Raw genomic sequence first — 26878 nt, forward strand, 5'->3', positions numbered from 1 at the left:
AGGCGGCCGGCGCTAGACGACGGTGGACTCCGCGAACAGTTCGCCGACCCAGTGGGCGGCGGCCTCGTCGCCCTGGGCGCGCGGGGTGCCGGGGAAGAGCCGCAGCCAGGAGACGGCACGCCCGAGGGTGGCGAGGCGGACGGCGAGCGTCGCCGCCCGCCGGAGTTCCGGGAGTGTCCTGCCGTGGCCGGTCCAGCCGTCGAGGTACGCGTCGCGCAGCCGGGGCAGCACATCGGGGCCGTACCGGGCGCGGGCGGCCCGGGCGGGGACGAGGAGGCTGGTGAAGGGGTGGGCGACGGCGGCGTCGCCCCAGTCGAAGAAGGTGTAGCGGCCCGGGGCGGGGGCGAACAGCTGGGCGTCGTGCAGGTCGCTGTGGTCCAGCGAGTCGGGGACGTCCGTGGCCGCGAGCTCCGCGCACCAGTCGGTCAGCCGGGGGCGCTGGGCGCGCAGCGCCCGGCGGGTGTCCGGGTCGAGCCGGGGGTTGTCGTCGACGAGGGCGTCGAAGACGCCGGGCAGGTCGCGGTGGCCCGCGCCGGGGACGCCGAGGGCGGTCAGGTCTTCCGTGTACGGGGTGAGGGCGCGCTGCATCGCGGCGTACTGCCCGAGGGCCGCCTCCCAGGACTCCGGGCCCGCCCCTCCCGTGTCGAGCACGTGCCGCAGCAGGGGGCCGCCGTCGGGGAGGAGGGACCAGCCGCGGGCGGCGTCGACGGCGAGCGGGATCACGACATGCCCGGGGACCCACTCGGCGAGGGCCCCGCCGAGGGCGGCCTCGAAGGCGCTGGCGGGCGGGTTGGCCTTGAACCACACGGCGTCCCGCTCGCCGGAGCCGACGCGGAAGCGGACCAGGACCGACCAGGGCCTGATCCGGACCTCACGCGGGCCCCGTTCCCGCAGGCCGTGCCGGGCGAGCGCCTGCTCGGCCCAGCCCAGGGCGGACTGCTGCCAGGCGGTGTCCTCCCAGGGGGTCACCGCGTCGGCGTACTGCCCCCGGTCGACCGTCGCCTCCGTGTCGTCTCGCACCGGACGATTCCACCACCGGGGTGCGGCGGACGCACCCGAATTCGGGCGGGTGCCCCGCGCCCGCGGGGCGACCGGGCGGGGTCAGGCCTTGTCGGCGGCCTTGGCGGCCTGCTCGGCGCGCTTCTCCTTGATGCGGACGGTCTCCTTGCGGACCTCGGCCTGGGTGGCGCGCTCCTTCTGGAGCCACTCCGGGTTCTCGTCCTTGAGGGCGTCGATCTGCTCGGTGGTCAGGGCCTCCGTGACACCGCCGCGGGCCAGGCCGGAGATGGAGATGCCCAGCTTGGCCGCCACGACGGGGCGGGGGTGCGGGCCGGTGCGGCGCAGCTCGCGCAGCCACTCCGGCGGGTCGTTCTGGAGGGCGTTGAGCTCGGCGCGGGAGACGACGCCCTCGCGGAACTCGGCGGGGGTGGCGTCGAGGTACACACCCAGCTTCTTCGCCGCGGTGGCGGGCTTCATCGTCTGGGCGGTCTGGTGCTGCGTCATGGTGACAAGAATATCGGGCGGGTGCGCCGCCGCCGACCACGGCCGGTAATCTGGCCTGGTGACAGGCTCGGACGCATCGCGCACCCCCGTTTCCCCCGCCGCCCCCCTTCCGACGTTCACCCTGGCGTACGTGCCGGGCGTGACGCCCTCGAAGTGGGTGCGGATCTGGAACGAGCGGCTTCCCGACGTCCGGCTGGAGCTCCTGCAGGTCGAGGCCGCCGAGGTGGCCGGGCTGCTGCGGGAGCGGAAGGCGGACGCCGGTTTCCTGCGCCTTCCGGTCGACCGTACGGGCCTGAGCGCGATCCCGCTGTACACGGAGACCACGGTCGTGGTGGTCCCGAAGGACCATCTGGTGGCCGCGGCGGACGAGGTCGGCGTCGAGGACATCGCCGACGAGATCGTGCTGCACCCGCTGGACGACACGCTGGAGTGGGAGCAGCCGCCGGGCCGTCCCGCGTTCGAGCGGCCGGCGACCACGGCGGACGCGATCGAGCTCGTGGCGGCGGGGATCGGGCTGCTCGTGGTGCCGCAGTCGCTGGCCCGTCTCCACCACCGCAAGGACCTCACGTACCGGACCCTGAACGGCACGCCGCAGTCGCAGGTCGCGCTGTCGTGGCCGGAGGAGGCCACGACCGACCTGGTGGAGGACTTCATCGGGATCGTGCGGGGCCGGACGGTGAACAGCTCGCGGGGCCGGCGCCCCGACGAGAAGGCGCAGAAGACGCCGGCCAAGGCGGCCAAGGCGGCGAAGCCGAAGCAGGGACAGAAGCAGGGCGGCCAGAAGCAGGGGCAGAAGCCCCAGGGCTCCGGATCCGGCGCACGACGCCGGACGACCGGGGGCGCGGCCCCCAAGAGCGGCCGCTCCGGGAAGCCGCGCCGCCGGTCCTAACGGCCCCGCCGGGGCCCCGAGGCGGCCGCGCGCGGCCTGCGTCCCTACGGCCTGGGCGCCCGCCCGGCGGCCACCCGGTCGACGACCGACTGCTCGCCGTGGGCGCTCTTTCCGTTCGTGGCCGCCGGGGCGCTCAGGCCGCGGCCCCGGCCGCCGGGGCGGGCGCCGGGGCGGCGGATGCGGTGAGCGGTCGTACGGGGATGAGGGCGGCCAGGGCCGCGGCGGCGAGGGCGACCGCGCCGCCGATGAGCAGCGCGGCGCGGAAGCCGGTCTCGGAGGGCAGCGGGTGGCCGCCGAAGTCGGTGGTGAGCTGGGCGAGGACGACGCCGATGACGGCCGCCGACACCGAGCTGCCGATGGAGCGCATGAGGGTGTTGAAGCTGTTGGCGGAGGCGGTCTCGGCCTGCGGGACGGCCCCCATGATGAGGGCGGGCATCGCGCCGTACGCGAGACCCACGCCCGTGTTGCAGACGAGGGTGACGACGAGCAGGCCCCAGGTGGTTCCCATGAGGAGCAGCGAGGAGAGGTAGCCGAGGGCGATGACGAGGCTGCCGACGGAGAGGGTCACCTTGGGGCCGCGGGCGGCGGAGAGCTTGGCGCCGAGGGGCGCGAGGATCATCATCATCAGGCCCGCCGGGGCCATCCAGAGGCCCATCGCCATCATCGACTGGCCGAGGCCGTAGCCGGTCGCCTCGGGCAACTGCAGGAGCTGCGGGACGACGAGCGACTGGGCGTACATCGCGAAGCCGACCAGGATCGAGGCGGCGTTGGTCATGAGGACCTGCGGGCGGGCGGTGACGCGGAGGTCGACGAGCGGGTCGCGGGTGCGCAGCTCCCACCGGCCCCAGGCGAGCAGCACGACGGCCGCGGTGCTGAACAGACCGAGGGTGGTGGCGCCGGCCCAGCCCCAGACGGAGCCCTTGGAGACGGCGAGGAGCAGGGCGACCAGTCCGCCGCCGAGGCCGAGGGCACCGAGGGCGTCGAAGCGGCCGGCGGCGGGGGCGATCCGGCCGGCGGGGGCGACCAGCCAGACGAGGACGCCGACGAGCAGGCTGAGGCCGGCGGCGACCCAGAAGAGCACGCGCCAGCTGGCGTGCTCGGCGACCGCGGCGGAGAAGGGCAGGCCGAGGGCGCCGCCGACGCCCATGGAGGCGCTCATGAGGGCGATGGAGGAGCCGAGCCGCTCGGGCGGCAGCACGTCGCGGAGCAGGCTGATGCCGAGCGGGACCACGCCCATGCCGAGGCCCTGGAGCCCGCGTCCGAGGATCATCGGCGCGACCGAGCTCGACAGGGCGCAGACGACCGAGCCGGCGACGAGCGGGACCGTGGAGGCGATCAGCAGGCGGCGCTTGCCGTACATGTCGCCGAGGCGGCCCGCGACCGGGGTGGCGACGGCGGCGGCGAGGAGGGTGGCGGTGATCACCCAGGAGGCGTCGGACGCGCTGGTGTGGAGCAGTCGCGGCAGGTCCCCGATGAGGGGGACGACGAGCGTCTGCATGAGGGCGGCGACGATGCCGGCGAGGGCGAGGACGCCCACGATGCCGCCGGGGCCTGCGGGGCGGGCGGCTGGGGCGGGGGCGGCAGGCATGGGGTTCTCCCTCGATCGGACCGACAGCAATGTGCAACGTACACATCATGTGCATCATGCACAAGCGATGCAGGCTGCATATGCTGGGCCCTACGGCCCGCCGGAAAACCCGCTCGTGACAGGAACCCGATACCCCGATGGACAAACCCACGCATCTCATCGAGTTCGAGACCATGCTCCTCGGGCGCCACTCCCATCTCTACGCCCCCCGCTCGCGGTCGGCCGGCGGCAACCTGGACCGCAGCGCGTACGTTCTCCTGAGCCGGATCCGCATGGACGGCCCGATGTCGATCAGCCAGCTCACCGAGGCCTTCGGCCTGGACGCCTCCACGCTCAACCGCCAGACCGCGGCGATGCTCCGCGCCGGCGTCGTCGAACGCATCGCGGACCCGGACGGCGGCATCGCCCGCAAGTTCCGCATCACCGAGGAGGGCGAACGCCGCCTCGACGCCGACCGCGCGTTCAACATCCAGGGCCTGGAACGGGTCCTGGAGCACTGGACGCCCGAGGAGGTCGCCGCGTTCGCCGCGACCCTCGAACGCTTCAACCGGGACATCGAGAGGCTCGACGGACGGCCGTGGCCGCGGCCCTGATCCTGCCGCGGACCTCGCCGCTGACGGACCAGGCCCCGTTCGACTACGACAGCGAGCCGGTCCTGGTGGCGGGGCCGCTCGGGCACCGCTGAGCCCCGGTGATCTCCGCGTTCACTACGGTGTACCCGGAGATCCACGACGGAGACCGCATGCCATCGACGTACGACACCGCCACGGCCGCGCCGCCCGAGGCCGTGACCCCGCTCCTGCGCGGGGTCGACGTGCTGCGCCGGCTCACCGACGCCGACGGGCGGATGCCGGTGGGCGAGCTGGAGCGTGCCACCGGTCTGGCCCGGTCCACGGTCGACCGGATCACCGCGACGCTGTCCCGCATGGGGTACGTACGGGTCGAGGGCAGGGAGGTCGTCCTCGCCCCGCGCCTGCTGGAACTGGGGAACGCCTATCTGGCCTCCGTACGCCTTCCGGACCTGCTCGGCGCTCGTGCCGACGCGCTCGCCGACGCGCTGGACGAGTCGGTCTCGTTGGCGGTGGCGGACGGGGACGGCATCCGCTTCGTCCATCAGGCGGCCAGGCGGCGCGCGATGTCGGTGAGTTTCCGCATCGGGGATGTGCTGCCGGCGGAACGCACCGGGCCGGGGGCTTTGTTCGCCTCCGAGTGGAATGAACGCGCATGGGCGGGGTGGCGGCAGCGCCAGGCGCCCGAGCGGCAGGGCACGGACTTCGAGCCGCGCGCCGCCGAGGCCCGAAGGCGCGGCTGGACGGTGGACGACCCGTTGATCGAACCGGGGCTCGTGGCCCTCTCCGTGCCGGTGCGCGGACCGGCGGGTGGGATCGCGTGTGTGCTGAGCGCGGTGAGCCACACCAGCCGGCACGACGCCGATTCGCTGACCGAGTCCTTGCTGCCGCGGCTTCGGGCGGCGGCGGCCGAGATGGAGCAGGTGCTCCGTGACGCGCCCACGGCGGCTCCCGCGGCGCCGACCGGGCTCGCCGCGTGGACCGGGGCGTCCAAGCAGGAGCTGGGGCGGGGGTTCGTCGAGTCGCTGGCGCGCGGCCTCACGGTGCTGACCGCGTTCGGCCCGGGGCGTGCGGCGCTGTCGCTGGCGGCGGTCGCCGAGGCCACCGGTCTCGCCCGGGCCACCGCGCGCCGGGCCCTCATCACCCTGGAGCACCTGGGCTGTGTCGCCGTGGACGGGCGGTCGTTCCGGCTGACTCCGCGCGTGCTGGCGCTGGGCTTTCCCCCGCTGTCCCGGACGACGCTCACGCGGATCGCCCAGCCGCACCTCGCGGCCCTGGCCGCGCGGGTGCGCGAGTCCACCTCGCTGGCCGTGCTCGTGGGCGACGAGGTCCAGTACACGGGCCGGGTGGAGACCAGCCGCATCATGAACGTCCACATCACCATCGGCACGCGCTTCCCCGCGTTCGCCACCTCCATGGGCCGTGTCCTGCTCGCCGACCTGTCCTCCGAAGAGCGAGCACGACGGCTCGCGCGGACGGAGCCCGTCCCCCTCACTCCGTACACCGTGACCGGGCGCGCGGAGCTCGACGCCCTCCTGGACCAGGTGGGGAGGCAGGGGTACGCGCTGGTCGACGAGGAGCTGGAGGTCGGCCTGCGTTCGATCGCGATGCCCGTGCGGGACCGGGCGGGGAGAGGCGTGGCGGCGGTCAACGTCGCCATGCACAGCGCCCGGATGTCCCGCGAGGAGTGCCTGGCCGAGGTCCTGCCGGAGCTTGCGGAGGCGATCGCCGGCATCGAGGCGGACCTGCACGTCACGGAGCGGTACGCCCGGGTTCCCGCGTTCTGAGCCGGCGGCACGGCTGCCGGAGAACTGCCGTGCGCTCGGGCTCGTGTCCCGGTCGCGTATCGCGGGCGTATCGAAAAACGCATACGCCGGTGCAATGAGCCTCCCTGTCCAATGAGGGCATGAAGCACGACGTGTCCCCACGAGGGATCGTGATAGTCGGCCTGTCGGCCCTCGCTGCGGCGGGCGCCTTGTTCGTCATCCGGGGGCCGCTCCTGATGGCCGCGCCCAGATGCATGGCCGGGCAGTGGCACGGCTGCCTCGACACCTTCAACGGGGTCGTGCTCGTCACGTTCGTCACCATGCCGCTGTCCGCGCTGGTGGTGTGGGCCCTGGCGCGCCGCCGGCGCGCCGCCGGGGTCGCGTCGGCGGGACGGGTCTCGCTGGCCGAGGTGGGCATGGTCCACGGGACGTTGCCGTTCGTGTGGATGACCATGATGCCGGGCTCGGGGGCGGGTGTGGTCCCCGGTCGCTTCAGCCTGATACCGCTGAGGGACCTGGTCACGATGGGGCCGCTCGGGATCGGCGGGAATCTGCTGGTGTTCGCCTCGCTGGGCTTCTTCGCCCCGATGCGCTTCGCGGCGCTGGCGTCCGTGCCACGGGTGCTGGCCCTGGGAGCGGGCTGCTCGATCCTGGTCGAGACCGCCCAGTACGTGCTGCGCCTCGACCGCGTCTCCTCCGTGGACGACGTCCTGGTGAACGCCGCCGGCGCCGGGCTGGCCGCGCTGGCGTCGCGCCGCTGGTGGCGGACGGCGGAGCAGGAGCCCTCGGAGGGTCTTCGGCATCCCGCGTCGGCGACGACGGCATGAGAGACGGGGAGCGAAGCACGGCGGCGGGGAAGCGGAAAGGGACGCGGGGGCCCGGCGACGGGCGCGCGGCCGTGCATACATCGGCGATACGACGCGTTGTCTAGGCTTCCGACATGCGCGTTTTGATCGTGGAGGACGAGCCCTATCTGGCGGAGGCCGTACGGGACGGTCTCCGGCTGGAGGCGATCGCCGCCGACATCGCCGGGGACGGCGACACCGCCCTGGAGCTGCTCGGCGTCAACTCGTACGACCTCGCCGTCCTCGACCGCGACATCCCCGGCCCCTCGGGGGACGAGGTCGCCCGGCGCATCGTCGCCTCCGGCAGCGGCATCCCGATCCTCATGCTCACCGCCGCCGACCGGATCGACGACAAGGAATCCGGGTTCGCGCTCGGTGCCGACGACTACCTCACCAAGCCGTTCGAGCTGCGGGAGCTCGTCATGCGGCTGCGGGCGCTGGACCGCAGGCGCGCGTACGCCCGGCCGCCGGTCCGCGAGATCGCGGGGCTGCGGGTCGACCCGTTCCGCCGGGAGGTGTTCCGCGACGGACGTTATGTGGCGCTGACCCGCAAGCAGTTCGCCGTCCTCGAGGTGCTCGTCGCCGCGGAGGGCGGGGTCGTCAGCTCCGAGGAGCTCCTGGAACGGGCCTGGGACGAGAACGCCGACCCCTTCACCAACGCCGTGCGCATCACCGTCTCCGCCCTGCGCAAGCGGCTGGGCGAGCCATGGGTCATCGCCACCGTTCCGGGGGTCGGCTACCGCATCGACGCGGGGCCGGAGGCGGGCGGCCGGGCGCATGCGTAGGCGTCCCGGGCTCAGCGTCCGGATGAAGCTCACCCTCAGCTACGCCGGGTTCCTCGCCGTCGCCGGTGCGCTGCTTCTGGCCGTGGTGTGGGGCTTCCTGCTGCGCTACGTACCCGACAATTCGCAGGGTCTGCTCGGCGTCTCGCCCAACCGCTACCTCCTCGTGCACACCTTCGCCCCCGCGGCGGCCTGGGCGATGCTCTTCCTCCTCGTCTTCGGGCTGGTCGGGGGCTGGCTGCTCGCCGGCCGGATGCTCGCACCGCTCACCCGGATCACGGGTGCGGCCCGGCTGGCGGGGGACGGGTCGCTGTCCCACCGGATCCGTATGGAGGGCCGCCAGGACGAGTTCCGCGAGCTCTCCGACGCGTTCGACAGCATGCTCGAACAGCTCGAGTCGCACGTCGCCGAGCAGCAGAGGTTCGCCGCGAACGCCTCCCACGAACTGCGCACCCCGCTGGCCGTCTCGCAGGCGCTGCTCGACGTGGCCCGGAAGGACCCGACCAAGGACCGCGACGAAGTCCTCGCCCGCCTGCAGACCGTCAACACGCGCGCGATCGACCTGACCGAGGCCCTCCTGCTCCTCAGCCGCAGCGAACGCGGCGACATCACCCGAGAGGACGTCGACCTCTCCCTCGTCGCCGAGGAGTCCGCCGAGACCCTGCTCCCCCTGGCCGAGCAGCGCGGGATCACCCTCGACGTGACCGGCGGCACGACCCGCACCAGCGGCTCGGCGGAGCTCCTCCTCCACATGACGACGAACCTCGTCCAGAACGCGATCGTCCACAACCTCCCCGCCGGCGGCACCGTGACCGTCCACACCGAGCGGTGCGCGGACGCGAGCGTGCTGCGCGTCGAGAACACGGGCCCCGTCCTGCCTCCCGGGCTCGTCCCGACCCTCGTCGAACCGTTCCGACGGGGCACGGACCGCGTCCGCACCGCCGAACACGCCGGCGCCGGCCTCGGCCTCGCCCTCGTGCACAGCATCGCCCGCGCCCACGACGGCACCCTCGACCTGGTCCCACGGCCCGGAGGCGGGCTCGTCGTCACGGTGCGGCTTCCCGCGACCGCCCGCCAGAGGGCCGGGAACCCACCGGCCGACGGCTCCCGCCCGGCGGGCGACCGGAGCCCGTCGGTAGGCTCCGGCACCATGACCAGCGATCCCCTATGGGCCCTCCGGGTGGGTGAGCCCCGTTACGTCGGTGGCGGTGGGCAGCGGTGACGGCTGACGCCCTGTCGCCGAGCCCTGTCGCGCCCGCGGGACTGAGCCGTAGGGCCCGGGCCTTCGTGGAGGTGGACGGCATCCGTGTCCCGCGTCCGGACATCCGGCGCCTTCGCACCGCCTGGCTCGGACTCGGAATCCCCGGTGCGGAGATCGACCGGGCCACGGCCTTCGACGACCGCTGGGGCGGCATCGCCCTGCCGCCTGCCCCGTTCTACGAGGGCGGCCCTCACGTCCTGGGCGCCGACCTTGCCTTCGAGGCCGCGCCGGGGCGGACTGGAAAGGGCCCGCCCTCGCCCCAGGTCTCCAGGTCCGGCTGGAAAATGCGCGCCCCATCACCGGACGGGACAAGTTTGGCATCCCCACCACCCCCATCACTCGCTCCACGCCGACCGTCGACCCGGCAGCTCGAAGCCGGTCAAGCGGTCGGCGTCATTGCGTTCCGGGGATTGGTGTCGTCTCCATGCCGCGCGGCGCGTTGACGCCTTGAAGGAGTCCAGCAGTCTACGCAGAGATACTCAACGGTCGGGCGGGCGGAGCGTCGCGCGTGCCAGTGGAAGCGGCTCACACCAGTCCGCACCTCAGGGGGCGGCTCGAGTAACGAGGCGGACTGCTGGGGGTGGAGGTCGATTGGGCTGGGTTAGGCCGACGAGGAATGTGGCCGCAGCAGCCGCTGGCCGGTCGAGATCCCTCGATGCGGGATCGAAACATTGACCGCACAACCTTTCGGCTGGGTGGCGAACCTCACAGCTCAAGCGCCATTCGGAGGCGGAATGTCCGCTTCTAGGTCTAGACCTCGATCCGGGCGCGATCTACCGTCCATCTTTGCGATTTTCATTCGATCTTTACGTCTGGGTGGGTGTGTAACGATGAGGACGCGTGCGCGTACGCGTAGCGTCGGGGGAGTCTGTGTTGTCGCGTTGAGCTCGGTTCTTGTGGTGGGCCTCATGCCTGCCATCGCTAATGCGACCACAGCGACACGGTTGAACTCCGGGGCACAACAGGCTGGCCCCGGAGTAGCTTCCGTCTCCGAGGCAGAGGCCCGGGCAGAGGCCAAGAAGACTGGCAGTAGCGTGGAGATCGCCTCGCTGCGCACTGAGAGCAGCGAGGTATTCGTCACGCCTGAGGGGGATCTGGAGGCCCGGCAGCATCTTCGGCCGGTTCGGGCGCGGATCGACGGGAAGTGGCAGCAGGTTGACACCACCTTGGCAAAGAGTGGTGACGGCGCTGTCGTTCCAAAGGCCACCACCGTGGGGCTCGAGTTCTCCGGCGGCGGTACCGCTCCCCTGGTTCGGATGACGAAGGCCGGCAGGGAGCTGGCCCTGTCCTGGCCGGACAAGCTGCCCGCCCCTGAGCTGGAGGGCAGCATGGCGACATACCGCGATGTGCTGCCTGATGTCGATCTGCGCATGGGCGCGCAGGAGGACGGGTTCACGCAGCTGCTGGTGGTGAAGACCGCCGAGGCCGCGTCGAGCGAGCGTCTTACCGAGCTGAGGCTCAAGCTGGCTGCGGACGGTATGGACGTCCGTCAGACCTCCGACGGCGGGCTTGAGGCGGTCGACGAGGGTGCCAAGAGTGCCGTGTTCGCGGCGCCCAAGCCCATGATGTGGGACTCCAGCGAGGGCGAGTCCGCGGTCGCCGCGAGCGGCGCCCGCACCATGCTGTTGACCGCGGCAGATGCCGGTGGTGATGAGGCTGGTGCCACCGGGGAGCCCGCCGCGGGCGAGTCGGGAAAGCTCGCCGCGATCGGTGTGGAACTTCCCTCTGGGGGTGACGAGCTGGTGCTCAAGCCCGACCCAGAGGTCCTCAAGGGTGACGACACGAAGTACCCGGTCTTCATCGATCCGCAGTGGTACTCGCCGCGGGCTTCTGCCTGGACCATGGCGTCGAAGTACTGGGCGTCTTCGCCGCAGTGGAAGTTCAACGGTGACCCGGACGCGGGCATGGGGTACTGCGGCTGGGCGTACTGCGCCCCGCAGGACACCAAGCGGCTCTTTTATCAGATCCCCACGTCCCGCTTCGCTGGTCAGTCGATCCTTTCCGCGGAATTCGTGGTTCGCAACGTGCACTCCGCATCGTGCTCGGCCCGCGAGGTACAGCTGTGGCGGACGAAGGGCATCAGCTCGTCGACGACCTGGAACTCGCAGCTCGCCTCGGGGTACTGGATCAAGCAGATAGCCAAGGGGTCGTTCGCTTACGGTTATGACGGCTGTTCCGCGAAGGACGCCGAGTTCGACGTCAAGGCCGCCGTGCAGGAGGCTGCCAATGGCAGCTGGTCGTCGATGACCTTCGGTCTGCGCTCGTCGGACGAGTCAGACGCCTACGGCTGGAAGCGGTTCTCGGACGACGCGTATCTGCGAGTGAAGTACAACCGGCCGCCTGCGCAGATCAAGACATCCCAGCTGTTGATGGAGTACGGCGGCACCTGCGCGACGAAGACCCCTGCCCGCGTACGGACGCTGGGCAAGATCTACCTGGACGGCGTCACTGACCCGGATGGCGACAACATTGCTGTGGATCTCGAGGCCAAGTGGGACGCGGGCGACGGCAAGGGATTCATCGTCCGTTGGAATCCTCCCTTGACGACCTATAAGGCATCGGGGTCGGACTTCGCGCTGGCTCTGCCGTCAGTGCCCGCAAACAAGACAGTGCACTGGTATGCCCGCAGCTTTGACGGGGCACAGTATTCGCCGTGGTCGTTCTCCGGAGGCGCCGGTCCGTGCCAGTTCGTATATGACACGTTGGTCCCCAAGGGGCCCAAGCTGACTTCCCGGGAGTATCCGGCCTCCGACTCAAGCAATCCAGACGATCCGTGGTTGGAAGGCGTGGGCCGCTATGGCGTGCTGACCGCCGACGCGGTCGCCGCGGACCCGGAGAGGAACGCTGACGTCGTCAAGTACTGGTTCGGCCTTAACGAAGACCCCACCTCCAAGAACACCGTCTCCACAAGCGGCGGAGCGGCAAGGCCGTGGAACTTTATGCCCTCCAAGCCCGGTGTCAACTACCTGCAGGCGCAGGCCTTCGACAGCGCCGGCAACGGTAGCGAGGTTGTCACCTACCAGTTCCGGGTCAAGGTCGGACAGCCTGAACGTGCTTCCTGGCAGCTGAACGAGGCCGAAGGCGCCACCACAGCCGAAGGCACAACGCCGCCGCGCACCGTGCAGCTGCATGGAGGTGCCGCCCTCGGGGCCCCCGGCAAGAAGAACGGCGCCCTGCAGCTGGACGGCATGACGGGGTACGCCGTGTCGGACATCTCCACCGTCGACACGGCCGACAGTTTCTCGGTCTCCGCCTGGGCCAAACTCGACCGTCTGCCGAGCACCGCCGCGATCATCGCGACGCAGCCCGGCAATCATCGCCCGGGCTTCGAGCTGTACTACAGCGCGTATGCCAACAAGTGGGTCTTCAACCAGTACTCCTCCGACAGCACCAGTGGTGTCGCCATGGGGGCTGGTTCTGCCACCCCCGGCGACGCGAAACCGGGGGAGTGGGCGCACCTTGTGGGTGTCCACGACAAAAAGGCGGGCTACCTCCGGCTGTATGTGAACGGTCAGCTGGCCGGAAGCACCCCCTACACCACTCCTTGGGAGGCACGCCGTGGTCTGCAGCTGGGCGCCGGTATGTACAGCGGTAGCCAGGCAGGGTTCTTCCCTGGCGCGATCGACGATGTTCAGGTCTTCGATAGGGCGGTGACGGCCGACGAAGCCAAGAAGCTCTCGCTGGGCGGCGAGGCTGACGGATCTAGACTGGCCCGTGCGCAGTTCCCGCTCGACGAGGCTGCCGACTCGACGGAGACCGTGGGACAGGCTGCGCCGGAGCCCCTGACCCTGCAGGGTGGCGCCACCACTGGCGCCGAGGGCATGGCCGGCAAGGCGCTCGGCCTCAACGGCACCACCGCGTATGCGTCCACCACACACCCGGTCCTGGACACGTCCCGCTCCTATGCCGTTTCCGCGTGGGCGTATCTGCCCACCACTACGGTGAGCGGCAACCGGACCGTTGTGAGCCAGTCGGGTACGAACTGCAGCGCCTTCTACCTCACCTATGAGGCGGTTGCCGGCAACTGGAGCTTGCGGACCTGCCAGGAGGACGTGTCCCCTGGCAACATCACCACGCAGCGTGTTCTTGCCCAGAAGCCGGCCACCGCGGGCTGGACTCACCTGGTCGGCGTCCATGACGTCACGGCCCACCAGATCCGCCTCTACGTCAACGGAGAGCTGCAGGGCGGCGTTGCCGCGCCGAAGGCATGGGAATCCAGTGGGGCCGTTCAGATCGGCCGTGCCCGTTGGTCTGCCAGGGACGTCGACTACTTCTCCGGCAGGGTCGACGACGTGCGTCTGTACGACCGGCCGCTCGCTGACGGCGAGGTTCTTCAGCTGTTCAAGCAGCGGCCACTGGTCAACGCCCGCTGGAACTTCGAAGCCAAGACCGGGACCGTGCCGGTGACGATCCCGAACGAGGTGAAGGACGGCGCCGCGCTGACGCTCGAAGACGGCGCGGCACAGAGCACTGACTCACAGATCGACTTCGGCAGCCTCAACCTGGACGGCATCAAGAGCTACGCGCACACGAAGGCACCTGTCGACACCAGCGGCAGCTACACCGTCACGGCCTGGGCCAAGCTGGCGGCGCTGCCGCAGGACAGCGTCTCGGTCGTGAGTGCCGAGGGCACGAACCAGAGCGCCTTCACCGTCCGCTTCGTACCCGACACAGCCGGAATCGGGCGCTGGGAACTCGCTCTGCAAGACAAGGATGCCGCGGACGCGAAAACAGTGCGCGTCTCCAACAACCAGTTCTTCGACGCCACGTCCTGGAACCATCTGGCCGTCGTCTACAACGGCTTCGGCAAGCAGGCTCGCCTCTACGTCAACGGGAATCTAGAGCAGGTCGCCTGCGTCGATTCCGACGGTGACGGCAATCCCGACGTGGCGGGATGCGAGGACCGCGTCTCCTGGTCGGACAACGCCCTCACGTTTAAGGCGTCCACGTCGCTCCAGATCGGACGGGCGAAGACCAATGGCGTCTTCGGCGAGTACTTCCCCGGCGTGGTCGACGACGTCTGGGCCTTCCAGGGCGCGCTGAACGACTCGCAGGTCCAGGAGCTCGCCAACAGCATGTTCGACATCCCGACCCAGGTGCCGGGCGGCAGCTGACCGCCGCCGGCTAGTTCGGCCACCTCACGTCATCCACAAGCACAGGTGCGGGAGCCTATCGAGGCTCCCGCACCCCTCAATGATGGAACCAACAGAATGAAACGATCACATCGCCCGTTCTGGCGAACGGGCTCACGCAGGCGCATCTCCATAGTCCTTTCGACCCTGATGGTCGGCAGCCTGCTTCAGACAGCCGCGACGACCGCGAACGCGGCACAGATCAATGGACTCGTCGCCGTACCCGCATCTGAGAAGCCCGTCGCCGGCAAGGACGGCATCCACGTCCGCCCGCGGACCTTGTCCAAGGGCCCCCGCACACCCGGCACGCCCCCCAAGGCAGCCTGGCCCACCCCGGCCAAGGCCACGGTGACCCTGCCCGCAACCACCGGCGCCCAGACGGGCACGGCGCAGCGGGCCGGCCGCCTTCCCCTGTCCATCGCCCCGGCGAAGAACGAGAAGAACCCCGCCGAAGCGACCCTCCAGACTCAGACCCTCGACCATGCCCACGCCAAGCGAGCAGGCGTCAACGGGCTGATGTTCACCGTCGAACCGGCATCCGCCTCCCGTGCCAAGACCGCCACCACGACGGACACCACCCACACCCCGCGCAAGGTCGCCGTCACCGTCGACTACGCCGACTTCGCCGAAGCCTTCGGTGGCGGATACACCTCCCGGCTTCACCTGGTCGAACTGCCGCAGTGCGCGCTCACCACCCCCGAGAAGGCCGCATGCCGCCAGGGCACGCCCCTGACGACGAAGACCGACCCCGAGCAGCAGACACTGACCGCCGACGCGGTCAACCTGCGCATGACCGGGATGACCGTCCTGGCCGCCACCGCCTCCGCCGAAGGCGACACCGGCACCTACAAGGCCACCAGCCTCTCGCCGTCCTCGGCCTGGCAGACGAACCTGAATACCGGTGATTTCACCTGGCAGTACCCGATGCCGGTGCCCCAGGTCCCCGGCGCGATGTCCCCGAGCGTCGGCCTGAGCTACTCGGCACAGAGCATCGACGGCCGCACCACCTCCACCAACAACCAGGGCTCCTGGATCGGTGACGGCTTCGAGTACGCCCCTGGCTTCATCGAGCGCCGCTACAAGCCCTGCGCCGACGACGGTGAGAAGAACGGCGACGGATCCAAGCCCGGTGACCTCTGCTGGACGTACGACAACGCCTTCCTCACCTTCAACGGCAAGGGCGGTGAACTCGTCCCCACCGGCACCGACACGTGGAAGCTGCAGAACGACGACGGGACTAAGGTCACGCGCCTGAAGGACACCGCCCGCGGCAACGGCGACAACGACGGCGAGTACTGGGAGCTGACCACCCCGGACGGCACCCGCTACTACTTCGGCTACAACCGGCTTCCCGGCTGGGCCACGGGCCAGAACACCACGGACTCCACGTGGACTGTCCCGGTCTTCGGCAACAACGACACCGAACCATGCCACGCCACCGCATTCGCCGACTCCTGGTGCCAGCAGGCATGGCGCTGGAACCTCGACTTCGTCGTGGACACCCACAGCAACGCCATGTCGTACAAGTACGCCAAGGAGACCAACTCCTACGGACGCAACCTGAAGGCGGCCGACGACACCCCCTACGTCCGCGGCGGCTACCTGGAGCGAATCGACTACGGCCTCAAATCCGCGAACATGTACGCGGACAAGCCCCTGGGCCAGGTCGTGTTCACCAGCGAAGAACGCTGCCTGCCCGAGACCGGGGTCACCTGCGCGCCCGACACGATCGACACCAAGTCTGCCTACTGGTACGACACCCCGTGGGACCTGAACTGCAAGGCCGGCACGGACTGCGACCAGGGCCGCCTCTCGCCCAGCTTCTGGACACGTAAGCGCCTGACGGACGTGACCACCCAGGTACTCAAGGGCGACGGCACCTACGGCAAGGTCGACTCCTGGAAGTTCACCCACCGCTGGGGCATGGCCGACACCGACTACCAGCTGCTGCTCGACAGCATCCAGCGCACCGGCTACACGGCAACGCCGTCGATCACCCTGCCGAAGACCACACTGGGGTACACGCAGCTGCCCAACAGGCTGGACATGACCGGTGACGGATTCGCCCCGTTCATCAAGTCCCGCCTGTCGTCGATCGCGGACGAGACCGGAGGCCAGAGCAGCGTCAACTACTCGCCCCCTGCCTGCACCGCCGGAAACCTGCCCACGCCCGAGACGAACACCACGCGCTGCTTCCCGCAGTACTACGGCGGCGGAAACAACGAAACAGCGTTCATCCACTGGTTCAACAAGTACGTCACCACCTCGGTCACCGACACCGACCGCACGGGTGGCTCGCCCGACCAGGTCACCCGCTACGACTACCTCGACGGAGCGGCCTGGCACTGGGACGACGACGGCCTGACCAAGGACAAGGAACGCACCTGGTCCCAGTGGCGTGGATACGGCCACGTCCGGGTCCGCACCGGCGGGCAGGGCGACGACAGCGCCATGAAGAGCCAGGAAGAGCACTACTTCCTGCGCGGCATGGACCAGGACCGCCAGAACACCAGCGGCACCGCCAAGAAGGACGTCGCCTTCGCCCTCGACGAGGGCGAAGGCGATCCGATAACCGACCATGACACGTGGGCCGGTTTTGAATACAAGACGGTCGTCTTCGACAAGCCCAGCGGCAAGATCCTCTCCAAGACGGTGAACCGCCCCTGGCACCACCAGACCGCCAGCAAGACCCGCACCTGGGGCACGATCTCCGCCGAGTACACCGGCATCGAGAACACCCGCACATGGGACAGCCTCGACCAAGGTGCCGGTTCCAAGTGGCGCACCACCTCGAAGCAGACCACCTTCGACGACGCCACCGGCCGAGCCATCCAGGTCGACGACTTCGCGGACGACTCCACCGCGGCGGATGACCAGTGCACCCGCACCGACTACGCCACCAACACCACTGCGAACATCCTGAACCGAACCTCCCGCGTGGAGACGGTGTCCGGCGCCTGCGCCACCACCCCCGATCGTTCGAAGGCGGTTCTCTCCGACGTCCGCACCGCCTATGACGGAGGCGCATACGGAGCCGCCCCCACCAAGGGTGACGCGACCGCGACGGCGACCCTGAAGTCTCACGACGGGACCAAGGCCACTTACCTCGAGTCGGGCGTGACCTACGACTCCTACGGCCGCCAGCTGACCTTCACCGACCTGACCGCCGACGTCACCGTCACCGGCACCGGAGCCCCGGTCCGAACTGTCCGCGCAGACGGACGGACCACCACCACGGCGTACACGCCGGCCTCCGGCATACCCACGCAGATCAAGAGCACCACCCCGCCGGCCAAGGCCCTGGACAACACCACGACCCAGACCACAACACGCGACATCGACCCGCTGCGCGGTCAGGTCGTCAAGGAGACCGACACCAACAACAACAGCACCCAGACCACCCTGGACGCCCTCGGCCGCACCTCCAAGATCTGGCTCGCCGACCGCAACAACACGCTGACGCCTAACTTCGAGTTCACCTACACCGTCGCCGAAGGACAGCCGGTGGCAGTGGGTACCAAGAAGCTCGACAACAACGGCGGACAGATCACCAGCTACAACCTCTACGACGGACAGCTCCGCCTGCGTCAGACACAGGAACCCGGACCCAACGGTGGCCGCATCCTGACCGACACGTTCTACGACGAGCGGGGCCTGGTCACCCGCAGCTTCGCGCCGTACTACACCGAGGGCGCACCGCAGACCGGCATCTTCAAGCCCGTCGACGCTCTCGCGGTGGAGACCCAAACGCTCACGTCCTACGACGGCACGGGCCGCCCGGTCGAGGTCAAGCAGATCGCCGGCAACGGCGACGGCGGAGCCGTCCTCCAGACCACTAAGACCATCTACAGCGGCGACCGCATCACCGTACTGCCGCCGCAGGGAGGAACAGCCACCACGACGCTGGATGATGCCCGCGGTAACACGATCGAGCGGCGCCAGCACCATCAGAACACCCCGGACAGCACGTACGACACAACAAAGTACGAGCACACCCCGCGCGGCGAACTGAGCAAGGTCACCGACCCCGCAGGCAACAGCTGGACCTACGTCTACGATCAGCAGGGCCGCCAGGTCACCAGCAAGGACCCTGCCAAGGGCACCCTGACCAGCACCTACGACGACCGCGGTCAGCTCACCTCGACCACGGACGCCCGCAACGACGACGATCCGAACCTCGGCAAGCTGTTCTTCACCTACGACAACCTCGGCCGCAAGACCGAAGTCCGCGAAAAGAGCATCACCGGAACCCTCCGCGCCAAGTGGATCTACGACACGCTCACCGGCGCCAAGGGCAAGCTGGCGGAATCCACCCGATACGACAACGGCCAGGCATACACCACGAAGGTGACGGCCTACGACCGCCTCTACCGGGCAACCCGGACCGCTGTCGTCATCCCCGCAGCCGAAGGCCTGCTGCAAGGCACGTACCAGACCGCCACCACCTACAAGCCCTCAGGACTTGTAGCCGGCGTCTCCTACTCGGCCGCAGGTGCACTGCCCGGAGGAAGCTCTAACTACACCTACGAGGACCAGACCCTGCGCCCCATCACCGTCTTCGGTGAGGGCATGTCCACGTCCATCTCGTACAGCCTCACCGGCAAGCCCATGCAGTACACGATGGGCCTGACCAACAGCGTCAACAAGACTCAGGTCACCAACACCTACGAGTGGGGGACCCAGCGCCCGGCGACCACCCGCGTGGACCGCCAGGGCCAGAACGGCGTCGACCGCAACATCACCTACCGCTACGACGAAGCCGGCCACATCCTCAGCCAGAGCGACGTCTCCCGCAGCGGAACCGACAACCAGTGCTACACCTACGACTACCTCAGCCGGCTCACCGAGGCCTGGACCGCCAAGACCGCCACCTGCGCAGCCGCGCCGGCAACCAGTGACCTGGGCGGCCCCGCCCCCTACTGGCACTCCTACACCTACGACAAGGCGGGCAACCGTCTCTCTCGCACGGCCCATGACCCGGGCGGCGACACCAGCAAGGACACCAAGAGCACCTACAACTACACGCCCCCCGGCACAGCCGACGCCAACCAGCTCACCGGCGTCAGCACCACCCAGGGGACCAACGCGCCCGTCACCGAGGCCTTCACTTACGACGCCCTCGGCAACGCCACCCAGCGCGGCAGCCAGAGCCTGACCTGGGATGCCGAAGGCCACCTCTCCACCGCCACCACCGGCGCCAGTACCACCAAGTACGTCTACGACGCCGACGGCAACCGCCTCATCACGCGCACCCCGGCCAAGACCACTCTCCACCTCGGGCACACTGAGGTAACCCTCGACAAGGACGCGACAGCCACCAAGGCCACCCGCTACTTCTCCCTCGGTGACGGCCATCAGGCCATCCGCAACAACGACGGCACCTTCGCCTTCACCCTTGCGGACCACCAGGCCACGGGCAACCTCGCGGTCAACGCCACCGACCTCGCCCTCTCCCAGCGCCGCACCTCCCCCTTTGGCGAGAGCCGCGGCACAGCGACCGGCACGTGGCCCGGCACCAAGAGCTTCGTCGGCGGTTTCGACGAGAAGGACACCACCGGACTCGTCCACCTCGGCGCGCGCGAATACGACCCGGCCACCGGCCGCTTCATCTCCGTCGATCCCGTCCTTGACGTGACCGAATCCCAGCAGATGAACGGCTATAACTACGCCAACAACAGCCCCGTCAGCTCCTCCGACCCCGACGGCCTCCGGCCCCTCGGCCCCACCGACACCCCGCGCGGCGACGCCGACTACAGCAAGAAGCACCACGGCTCGACCTGGGTGAACACCAGCCACGGTTGGTACTGGAAGAACGTCCAGCAAGCCCCTATCGAGGGCCGCGGCACCGTCACCGTCACCACCTACATCGGAAGCGCCAACAACAGCCGCTACGCCCCTCGCGGCTCCGTTTCCTTCGTTCCGATCAAGCCGAAGCCCAAGGAAGTCACCTTCCACGGCTGGGCCATGGGAACCAACCCCAACTACAACCCCGCCGTCAGCGACGCCGACTGGAGCGCCCGACCTCCGCTGGAAACCTGGCAGAAGGTCGTCCTCGGCATCGCAATCGGCGCCGGAGTCGTAGTCGCCGGAGCCCCCGTAGCCGCCGCCGTCGGCCCAGAAATCGCAGCCGCCTGCCTCGCCAACCCCGCAGGCTGCGCAGAAACTGTGTCTGAAATCGGCACTGGCGGAGCCGCAGGAGGAAGCCTTCCCACGCGCCCCGCATACAACGGGGCAGTGAATAGCGCCAATGCTTCCCGACTCGGACAGCAACTACAGTACGAAGTGGACGCGTCAGCAGCCGCCAGTATGTTCACCAAGGATGGCCTCCTGGTTGACGAGATCATCGCGAGATCCACTCTCATCCAAAAGGGAACCCAGATGGGGAACCAGCACCTGAAGGATTACTTCGCCGCGCACGGTGGAGCGGAGCAGTGGGGAAAGTACGCTACTCCAAGGCTCAACTCTCCTGGGCGAGATGGAACGTTCGACATTCATTTCTATCGAAATAAAGTAAGCGGGGAGATATACTACTACGACTACAAAGTCAAGTTTGGTGGAGGAGGGAAGCAATGAGGGTTCGCTACCTAGGGCCCCCTGCGCAAGCGCCTGACCCCTTGGACGGCAGGTACGTGTTCGAGGCGGGGAGGGAGTACGTGGTACTGGAGCTGCACGCGGAGAGCGATGGCTCGACTCTTCTTCGAATCGAGCCATCCAGGGGCAGCCTTGCAGGCCTCTACAACAGCCGATACTTCGAGCAGGTTTCCGACGTGATCCCATCACTCTGGGGCGTTGTAACCCTTCCCGGCGGTGGAGTTCTTCTGGGTCCGCCAAAATGGCTGTCGGGGGAATTCTGGGAGCTCATGATGGAGCGTGAACCGGAAGCAGAGGCAGAGTTTGAAGCGGTTCGCGATGAAATCACGGCGGAAGATCCCGTAGCCCGATCCTCTTAGGGTGACCTCCGTGTAGCACGTATCCAAATAGGTCCCGCAGGAATGCCTGCGGGACCTATTTGTTTCACCAATGAACACGCTTTCCTGTGGCCTATTGTTCAGCAGGGGGAGCTGTCACTGAGCCGTTTTCATCCTGTCTCTGCGGGTGAAGTGGCAGGTCAGCGGGGGTGCGCAACGAGACGAGGCTCCTGGTCGTTGCGGTGGCGTTCTCTACGCACCACGCATCGTCCGAGGAGCCTCGTTTGGTCCCGTATCGTGCCACGGTCGACGTCCCGCATGAGCTGGTCGAGCACGTTTCCTGGCTCATCTAGGCACGAAGGTGTGAACGCCGCTCGCGGTGACGGAAGCTGGGGTGCTTCCAGCACGCTCTGCTCGCGCTGGTGCACCTGCGCAAGAACAAGACGCTGCCCGCCCTGGCAGCCGGCTTCGGCATCGCCACAGCCACTGCCTGGCGCTACGTCGACGCGACTCTCGACGTTCTCTCGGCGTGGGCGCCTAGCCTGCACGAGGCCCTGACCGGGCTGGGTGAGGGCGGCTTCGTCATCGTCGACGGCGCCCTGATTCCCACCGACCGCATCGCCGCCGACGAGCCGTACTACTCGATGAAGCACCGCAAGCACGGCATGAATGTGCAGGTCATCACCCGTCCCGATGGCACGCCGCTGTGGTTCTCCCGCGCGACACCGGGCCACACCCACGTTCTGACCGCGGCACGCGCCCATGGCATCGTCCAGGCCTGCCTCACCCGGCAGATCCTCGTCCTTGCGGACCGCGCCTTACCAGGGCGCCGGCGCCACCTTCCGCACCCCGTACCACCTCCGCGAACAGCCCGAGCACTACCAGCAGTTCAACCGCGATCACCCCAGACTGAGGGCCCCGGGAGAACGGGCCTTCGCGCAGCTGAAGTCCTGGCACATCCTCCGACGAGCCAGATGCTCCACCCGCCGCATCTGCACCATCGTCTGGGCCGCCCACACCCTGCTGACCTGCGGCTATGCAGGATGAAAAAGGCTCAGTGAGCCGGGTCAGTTCCTAACGTGCCATGGGTTTCCCCCTTCGCGACAGGCCCGGGGCGGACCTGATGACCAACGACCTTACGGGGCTGCCGAATAGCCGTCCATGCAAGAACGGGACGATGCGCGTGTTCGCATAAATGAGCCTGCGGCGGGCGGCAGAAACCCCGCGTGCTCAACGGTGCCGCTCCCAGTAGGCCGCGAACGGCACAGCGGCGCACAGGGCCCTCTCCCGGTAGCCGCGATACTCCGCCAGCCGGTCGGCGGGCAGCAGCTCGCCGCCCAGGAACGCGTCTCCCTCGGTGTAGTGCATCCGGTACAGGTCCCGGTCGTGGAACAGCCAGAAGTCGTGATCCGACAGACCCTCCACGGCCTGCTCGGCGAGGTCGATGAGGCCGATGGACTCACCGGCCTTGATGTTGCCCGGGTAGGCCGCGAGCTCGTAGCGCAGGTAGTCGGTGAGCGGTGAGGTGAGGACATGGACGCGGGACACCCGCTTGCCCTTGTCCGTCACGGAACGCACCCACGGGTTGTCGTCCCACTCGGGGCCCATGTCCTCGCCCTCTGTGATCTGTCCGAGGTCCGCGGCGGCAAGGTTGCCCAGGTCACGCTTCACCAGCGACCATATGCCCTCGGTCAGGTTCAGATCGGAGGGCTCAGGTCGGCAACTGGAAGACGGTGAGCCAGTCGGCGTTCGCCGCGATGAAGTGCTTCATGCCGGCGGTCAGGTGGAGGCGGACGTTGTCTCACACGAGCAAAATCGGGGTTCCGAGCTGGATGTGAGCACGGACTATGAGGTCGCGGAAGTCACGCCAGCCGAAGCCCTTCGGCTCACCCTGGCGGCCTCGGTACTCACGGATCCGGTAGATCAGCCGGGATCGCTCGCCGGGCTTGTATCAGGTTATATGCCCGCCATCGACACGCGCCCCGGGCCCCGATCGCGTACCCGCACCACAGGGGTTGGCCAACCCTTTCGGCGTCGGTCAACCCGCAGCCCTGCGCGTATCTCACGGTCCAGGGCTACCGGAGCGGACCGACCGCCGTCAGGCGAACGGTCCGACATCACCCAGTCAAGTTCAGTACAGTCATCGTCCTGAACCCGAGCCGGTAACAGTCGGCGGTCTCGGACCCTGAGGCCGTCACCACGACTCGACCGACATCACGAGTTCAAGTTCAGTAGACGGGGCAGCTGCAAGAGGAATCTTGGGATATCCGGCTATGCCGAAGCACTTGGGTCACCGCCAGGATGCGTTGAGGGGCCATGGCCCGGCCATGGCACCAGGTGCCAGCCCGGTGCGATGTGCTGGTGAGTGGTGCGATCATGAGATTGGGCGCGGGGGCGCACCCGAGCCGTGAAGGACCCCGACGTGGGACGCCCCGACAAGGCCGCGCGTGCGGCCATCGCGCGCCGCCGCTCGGACGCCATCGACCTACGCCTCGCCGGCGTGGACTGGCTGACGATCGCCCGCAAGCTCGCTGCCGACCCCGCCGTCAACAGCGACAGCATCGCCTACCCGCAGGGCTACGGCAGCAAGCGATACCGGAAGGAGCAGGACCCGCCGAGCAACGAGGCCCTGATCCACGCCGCCTGCCGCGATGTCCGCCAGGCCCTCGCCGACCGGCGAGCCGAACTGGCCGACGACGTCGATGAACTCCGCGCCCTGGAGGCAGACCGGCTCGACCGGCTGTTCTTCGTCGCCTACAAGAAGGCCGTCCGCGACCAGGACCTCGCGGCCATCGACCGCACCCTGCGGATCATGGAGCGCCGCGCCCGGCTCCTCGGCCTCGACATGCCCGTCCGCACCGAGCTGTCCGGCCCGGACGGCGGGCCGGTCCAGGTCGAGAGCGCCATGGTGGACGAGCTGGAGAAGCTGATCGCGCTCACCGACCCGGACACCGAATGAGGGCCCGGGACACCGCGGGCATCGCCGCCCGCTACACGACGCTGCCGCCGGCGCAGCGCCGCTCCATAGCCCGGTCCGTCTCCCCGGAACTTCGGGCTGAGCTCGTTCGCGCCGAACGGCAGCTCGCGATGGACCGCTCGCCGGGGACTCTCGCCGCCGTGCTCACCCGCGGCCACGAGATGCAGCCCCTCATCTTGACCTGATCGACCAGGCGTTCATCGACATGGCCGAAGGCCGGTGCGACGCGTCATGCTCACCATGCCCAGCGGTACGGCAAGAGCCGACGCGCCTCGCGCTGGGCCCCGCTGTGGTACCTGCGGCGTAACCCCGGCCACCGCTTGATGATCGCCAGCTACTCCCCCGACCTCGCCGACGACCACGGCCGGTGGATCCGAGACGCCATCCTCACCTGGGGCGACGACCTCGGCCTCCAGCTCAAGCACGGCATCCAGGCCGCCAACCACTTCGACATCGTCGGCAGCGAAGGCGGACTCCTCCCGGCCGGCCTCGTCGGCGGCCTGACCGGCAGCGGCGCACACATCGCCATCGTCGACGACCCGGTCAAGGACATGGCGGACCCCGCCCCCCGACCATGCGCAGGCGTGCCTGGGACTGGTGGACCTCCGTCATCCAGACCCGACTCGAACCCACCGGCGCCATCTGCCTGATCCAGACCCGCTGGCACGAGGACGACCTCGCTGGCCGGATCCTCGCCACCGAGCGCGACGCCTGGCGCGTCATCGACCTCCCCGCCCCCGCCGACAGCCCGGACGATCCCCTCGGCCGCGCGCCCGGGGAGGCACTGTGGCCCGAACGCTTCGACGCCGCCCACCACGCCAAGACCCGCAAGCGCGTCGGCGAACGCGTCTGGGGCGCCCTCTACATGCAGAAGCCCCGCCCGCCCGAGGGCGGCGTGTGGTAGCGCAAGTGGATCGACAACGCCCGCATCAACGCTGTCCAGTTCTCCGGCCTCGACATGGCTGGCATCGTCGTCGAGCACCGTCGGCGACGAGACCGGCATCGTCGGTGTCGCCCGAGACTTCGACCGGCAGCTGTACGTCCTCGCCGACCGGTCGGGCTCGATGGGCGCCAACGACTGGGGCCTGACCGCCTGCCGCCTGGCTCTGGAGCTCAAGGCCGACGCCATCGTGGTGGAGAAGAACTACGGCGGAGACATGGCGAAGCAAGTGGTCACCCAGGCGTGAGAGCAGCTGCGCAGGGACGGCGTCACGAAGGGCCTGCTCATGCCGATGATCCTGGAGGTCACCGCAAAGGTCGGCAAGCGGCTCCGCGCGGCGCCCGTGGCCCAGCTGTACGAGCAGCAGCTCGTCCACCACGTCGGCGAGTACACCGAGCTGGAAGACCAGATGGTCACCTGGGTCGAAGGCATGGACAGCCCAGACCGTATGGACGCCGCCGTGCACGGCCTCGCCGAACTGGCCGACGCGGACCAGCTCGACACCCTTCCGCCAGGCTATGGCATCCGCTTCGACGGCCGCCGGTGAGCTGTCTGACGAACTTAGGAAACTGCCCGAGTGGGAAACGGACCAGTTCAGGGGATCGGCCCGACGTTCTTGACCCTTTTGACTTAACTCACAACCCTCTTGGTTGTGAGTTATAAGGGACGAAGGGCCGCTCGGCTAGCTATGCTCGGAAGCGTTGAACACCCCACACGGGTGTGCATCGTTTGCAGGTGAGTACGGACGCCGGCCGTGAAAGATTGGCACTCCTGAACGACCGGCGCCCCCAGGGCTACTGGTCGCCGAAGGCGTTACTCAGCCAGATCGCGATCTGGACGAGCAGCCAGACTCGGCGGCCAGTAGGCCGTTGCCCCGGCTTGGAGTGCTTTCCCATTCCACTCTCCCTTCACCATGAGGTGTGTTCGACCTGCACGCGTGAGCAGGCGAGCGGGACGGGTGAGCATCAGCCGTAGCACTGAGACCTTATGCGCCGTTGCTTGGCTGTGAGGGGCATTTCCTCAACTCCGTCGACAATGACCCTAAGTCCGTGGAGGAATCCGGCAGGAGCGTGTTAATAGCCTCGCGATCATGCAAGCTCGGGGGAGTTGGTCCGTGACGGTGTGCGGTGTCCTGCCGGCTGCTCGACGGGAGACAGCACACCGCCCGCCGATCGACAACGGGACGCGCATCTCGACCGCGTCCGGGACACATACCGGCTCGGGCGCAGCGCAGGACTGGAGTCGCAGGAGCAGAAGATCGTCGCCGTCCCGATCGGGACGGCGGCGGACGAGCACGTTCATCGCGGCGTGGACGTCCGCGGGAGGTGCGGCGGCGGTGGCGGGCACGGGCGCGTGCCGGCGTACGTACGCGGTGAGCACGGAGACGACCGAGGGCTGGTCTTCCGCGGAGTCCTTCATGATGCGTTCCAGCGCGTAGATGCCGCCCAACCGGACGTCCATCGACTGCGACCCCAGGTTGCCGATCGCGGTGTTGAAGCGGGTCGTGATCTGGCCCTTCTCCGCGATCCGCAGCTCCTTGCCCGCCTGGCCCACCTGAAGCCAGGTGAACAGCAGCGCCGCCACCGCCGCGATGCCCGGCAGGCTCAGCAGCAACAGGGTCAGCCGCGGAAACGCGGCGGCTTCGCGCGGTTGCGGGCGGCGGCGCCGGGTCGCCGCGCGTCGCAGGCGCCCGAATCGACGAGTCCTCGACATGGCGC

The 26878-nt window shown here is 68.9% G+C and carries 19 protein-coding genes and 1 pseudogene; 15 read left to right on the forward strand and 5 right to left on the reverse strand.

All coding sequences use genetic code 11. The annotated features are described in order from the left end of the window. Positions 1–12: 12 nt before the first annotated feature. Positions 13–1020 (reverse strand): aminoglycoside phosphotransferase family protein, encoded by a 1008-nt coding sequence (locus ACH414_RS30055; RefSeq protein ID WP_386569851.1) that lies wholly within the window; start codon positions 1018–1020, stop codon positions 13–15. A gap of 81 nt (positions 1021–1101) precedes the next feature. After that, positions 1102–1503, reverse strand: coding sequence for a DUF5997 family protein (locus tag ACH414_RS30060; protein ID WP_382540945.1), 402 nt, complete (start codon positions 1501–1503; stop codon positions 1102–1104). A gap of 58 nt (positions 1504–1561) precedes the next feature. Here ACH414_RS30060 and ACH414_RS30065 point away from each other — a divergent pair, with 58 nt between their 5' ends. Continuing rightward, positions 1562–2392, forward strand: a complete 831-nt coding sequence (locus tag ACH414_RS30065; protein ID WP_382540948.1) for a LysR family transcriptional regulator substrate-binding protein — start codon at positions 1562–1564, stop codon at positions 2390–2392. Between the two features lie 133 nt (positions 2393–2525). Here ACH414_RS30065 and ACH414_RS30070 read toward each other — a convergent pair whose 3' ends face one another. Next, the gene (locus ACH414_RS30070; protein WP_386569854.1) at positions 2526–3980 is read right to left on the reverse strand and encodes an MFS transporter; all 1455 of its coding nucleotides are present in this window, start codon (positions 3978–3980) and stop codon (positions 2526–2528) included. 137 nt (positions 3981–4117) lie between these two features. Here ACH414_RS30070 and ACH414_RS30075 point away from each other — a divergent pair, with 137 nt between their 5' ends. From ACH414_RS30075 to ACH414_RS30115, 9 genes and pseudogenes are all read left to right on the forward strand, one after another. Beyond that, positions 4118–4573, forward strand: a complete 456-nt coding sequence (locus ACH414_RS30075) for a MarR family winged helix-turn-helix transcriptional regulator (protein WP_382540954.1) — start codon at positions 4118–4120, stop codon at positions 4571–4573. A 149-nt stretch (positions 4574–4722) separates the two neighbouring features. After that, complete coding sequence (locus tag ACH414_RS30080; protein ID WP_391768699.1) at positions 4723–6336, forward strand: IclR family transcriptional regulator C-terminal domain-containing protein; 1614 nt, start codon at positions 4723–4725, stop codon at positions 6334–6336. A gap of 119 nt (positions 6337–6455) precedes the next feature. Further along, positions 6456–7142, forward strand: coding sequence for a VanZ family protein (locus ACH414_RS30085; RefSeq protein ID WP_382540959.1), 687 nt, complete (start codon positions 6456–6458; stop codon positions 7140–7142). 113 nt (positions 7143–7255) lie between these two features. Further along, positions 7256–7945 carry a response regulator transcription factor gene (locus tag ACH414_RS30090; protein WP_398944166.1) on the forward strand — a complete coding sequence of 230 codons (690 nt, stop codon included), beginning with the start codon at positions 7256–7258 and terminating at the stop codon, positions 7943–7945. Then, positions 7938–9164, forward strand: a complete 1227-nt coding sequence (locus tag ACH414_RS30095) for a sensor histidine kinase (protein WP_398944168.1) — start codon at positions 7938–7940, stop codon at positions 9162–9164. Before ACH414_RS30090 ends, ACH414_RS30095 begins: the two co-directional genes overlap by 8 nt. Positions 9165–10237: 1073 nt before the next feature. Then, positions 10238–14317: a LamG-like jellyroll fold domain-containing protein gene (locus ACH414_RS30100; RefSeq protein WP_398944170.1), complete on the forward strand. Its 4080-nt coding sequence runs from the start codon at positions 10238–10240 to the stop codon at positions 14315–14317. Between the two features lie 168 nt (positions 14318–14485). Next, positions 14486–20908, forward strand: coding sequence for an RHS repeat-associated core domain-containing protein (locus tag ACH414_RS30105; RefSeq protein ID WP_398944172.1), 6423 nt, complete (start codon positions 14486–14488; stop codon positions 20906–20908). Further along, positions 20905–21285, forward strand: coding sequence for a hypothetical protein (locus ACH414_RS30110; protein ID WP_398944173.1), 381 nt, complete (start codon positions 20905–20907; stop codon positions 21283–21285). Before ACH414_RS30105 ends, ACH414_RS30110 begins: the two co-directional genes overlap by 4 nt. 200 nt (positions 21286–21485) lie before the next feature. Next, positions 21486–22290, forward strand: a pseudogene (locus tag ACH414_RS30115) (transposase family protein). A gap of 183 nt (positions 22291–22473) precedes the next feature. Here the strand turns inward: ACH414_RS30115 and ACH414_RS30120 are convergent. Continuing rightward, positions 22474–22914 carry a DUF6879 family protein gene (locus ACH414_RS30120; protein WP_398944174.1) on the reverse strand — a complete coding sequence of 147 codons (441 nt, stop codon included), beginning with the start codon at positions 22912–22914 and terminating at the stop codon, positions 22474–22476. 751 nt (positions 22915–23665) lie between these two features. On the opposite strand from ACH414_RS30120, the gene ACH414_RS30125 reads away from it, so the two are divergent. From ACH414_RS30125 to ACH414_RS30145, 5 genes are all read left to right on the forward strand, one after another. Then, positions 23666–24202 carry a hypothetical protein gene (locus ACH414_RS30125; protein WP_398944176.1) on the forward strand — a complete coding sequence of 179 codons (537 nt, stop codon included), beginning with the start codon at positions 23666–23668 and terminating at the stop codon, positions 24200–24202. Further along, a complete protein-coding gene (locus ACH414_RS30130; protein ID WP_398944178.1) occupies positions 24199–24405 on the forward strand; it encodes a hypothetical protein in 207 nt (68 codons plus the stop codon). Before ACH414_RS30125 ends, ACH414_RS30130 begins: the two co-directional genes overlap by 4 nt. 389 nt (positions 24406–24794) lie before the next feature. After that, positions 24795–25124 (forward strand): hypothetical protein, encoded by a 330-nt coding sequence (locus tag ACH414_RS30135; protein WP_398944180.1) that lies wholly within the window; start codon positions 24795–24797, stop codon positions 25122–25124. 160 nt (positions 25125–25284) lie between these two features. Further along, positions 25285–25407: a hypothetical protein gene (locus ACH414_RS30140; RefSeq protein ID WP_398944181.1), complete on the forward strand. Its 123-nt coding sequence runs from the start codon at positions 25285–25287 to the stop codon at positions 25405–25407. Positions 25408–25446: 39 nt separating this feature from the next. After that, positions 25447–25707, forward strand: a complete 261-nt coding sequence (locus tag ACH414_RS30145) for a hypothetical protein (protein WP_398944183.1) — start codon at positions 25447–25449, stop codon at positions 25705–25707. A 494-nt stretch (positions 25708–26201) separates the two neighbouring features. Here the strand turns inward: ACH414_RS30145 and ACH414_RS30150 are convergent, their stop codons facing one another. After that, complete coding sequence (locus tag ACH414_RS30150; RefSeq protein ID WP_398944185.1) at positions 26202–26873, reverse strand: hypothetical protein; 672 nt, start codon at positions 26871–26873, stop codon at positions 26202–26204. Positions 26874–26878: the final 5 nt, after the last annotated feature.

The sequence above is a fragment of the Streptomyces sp. NPDC020422 genome (assembly GCF_044386705.1).
Taxonomy (GTDB): Bacteria; Actinomycetota; Actinomycetes; order Streptomycetales; family Streptomycetaceae; genus Streptomyces.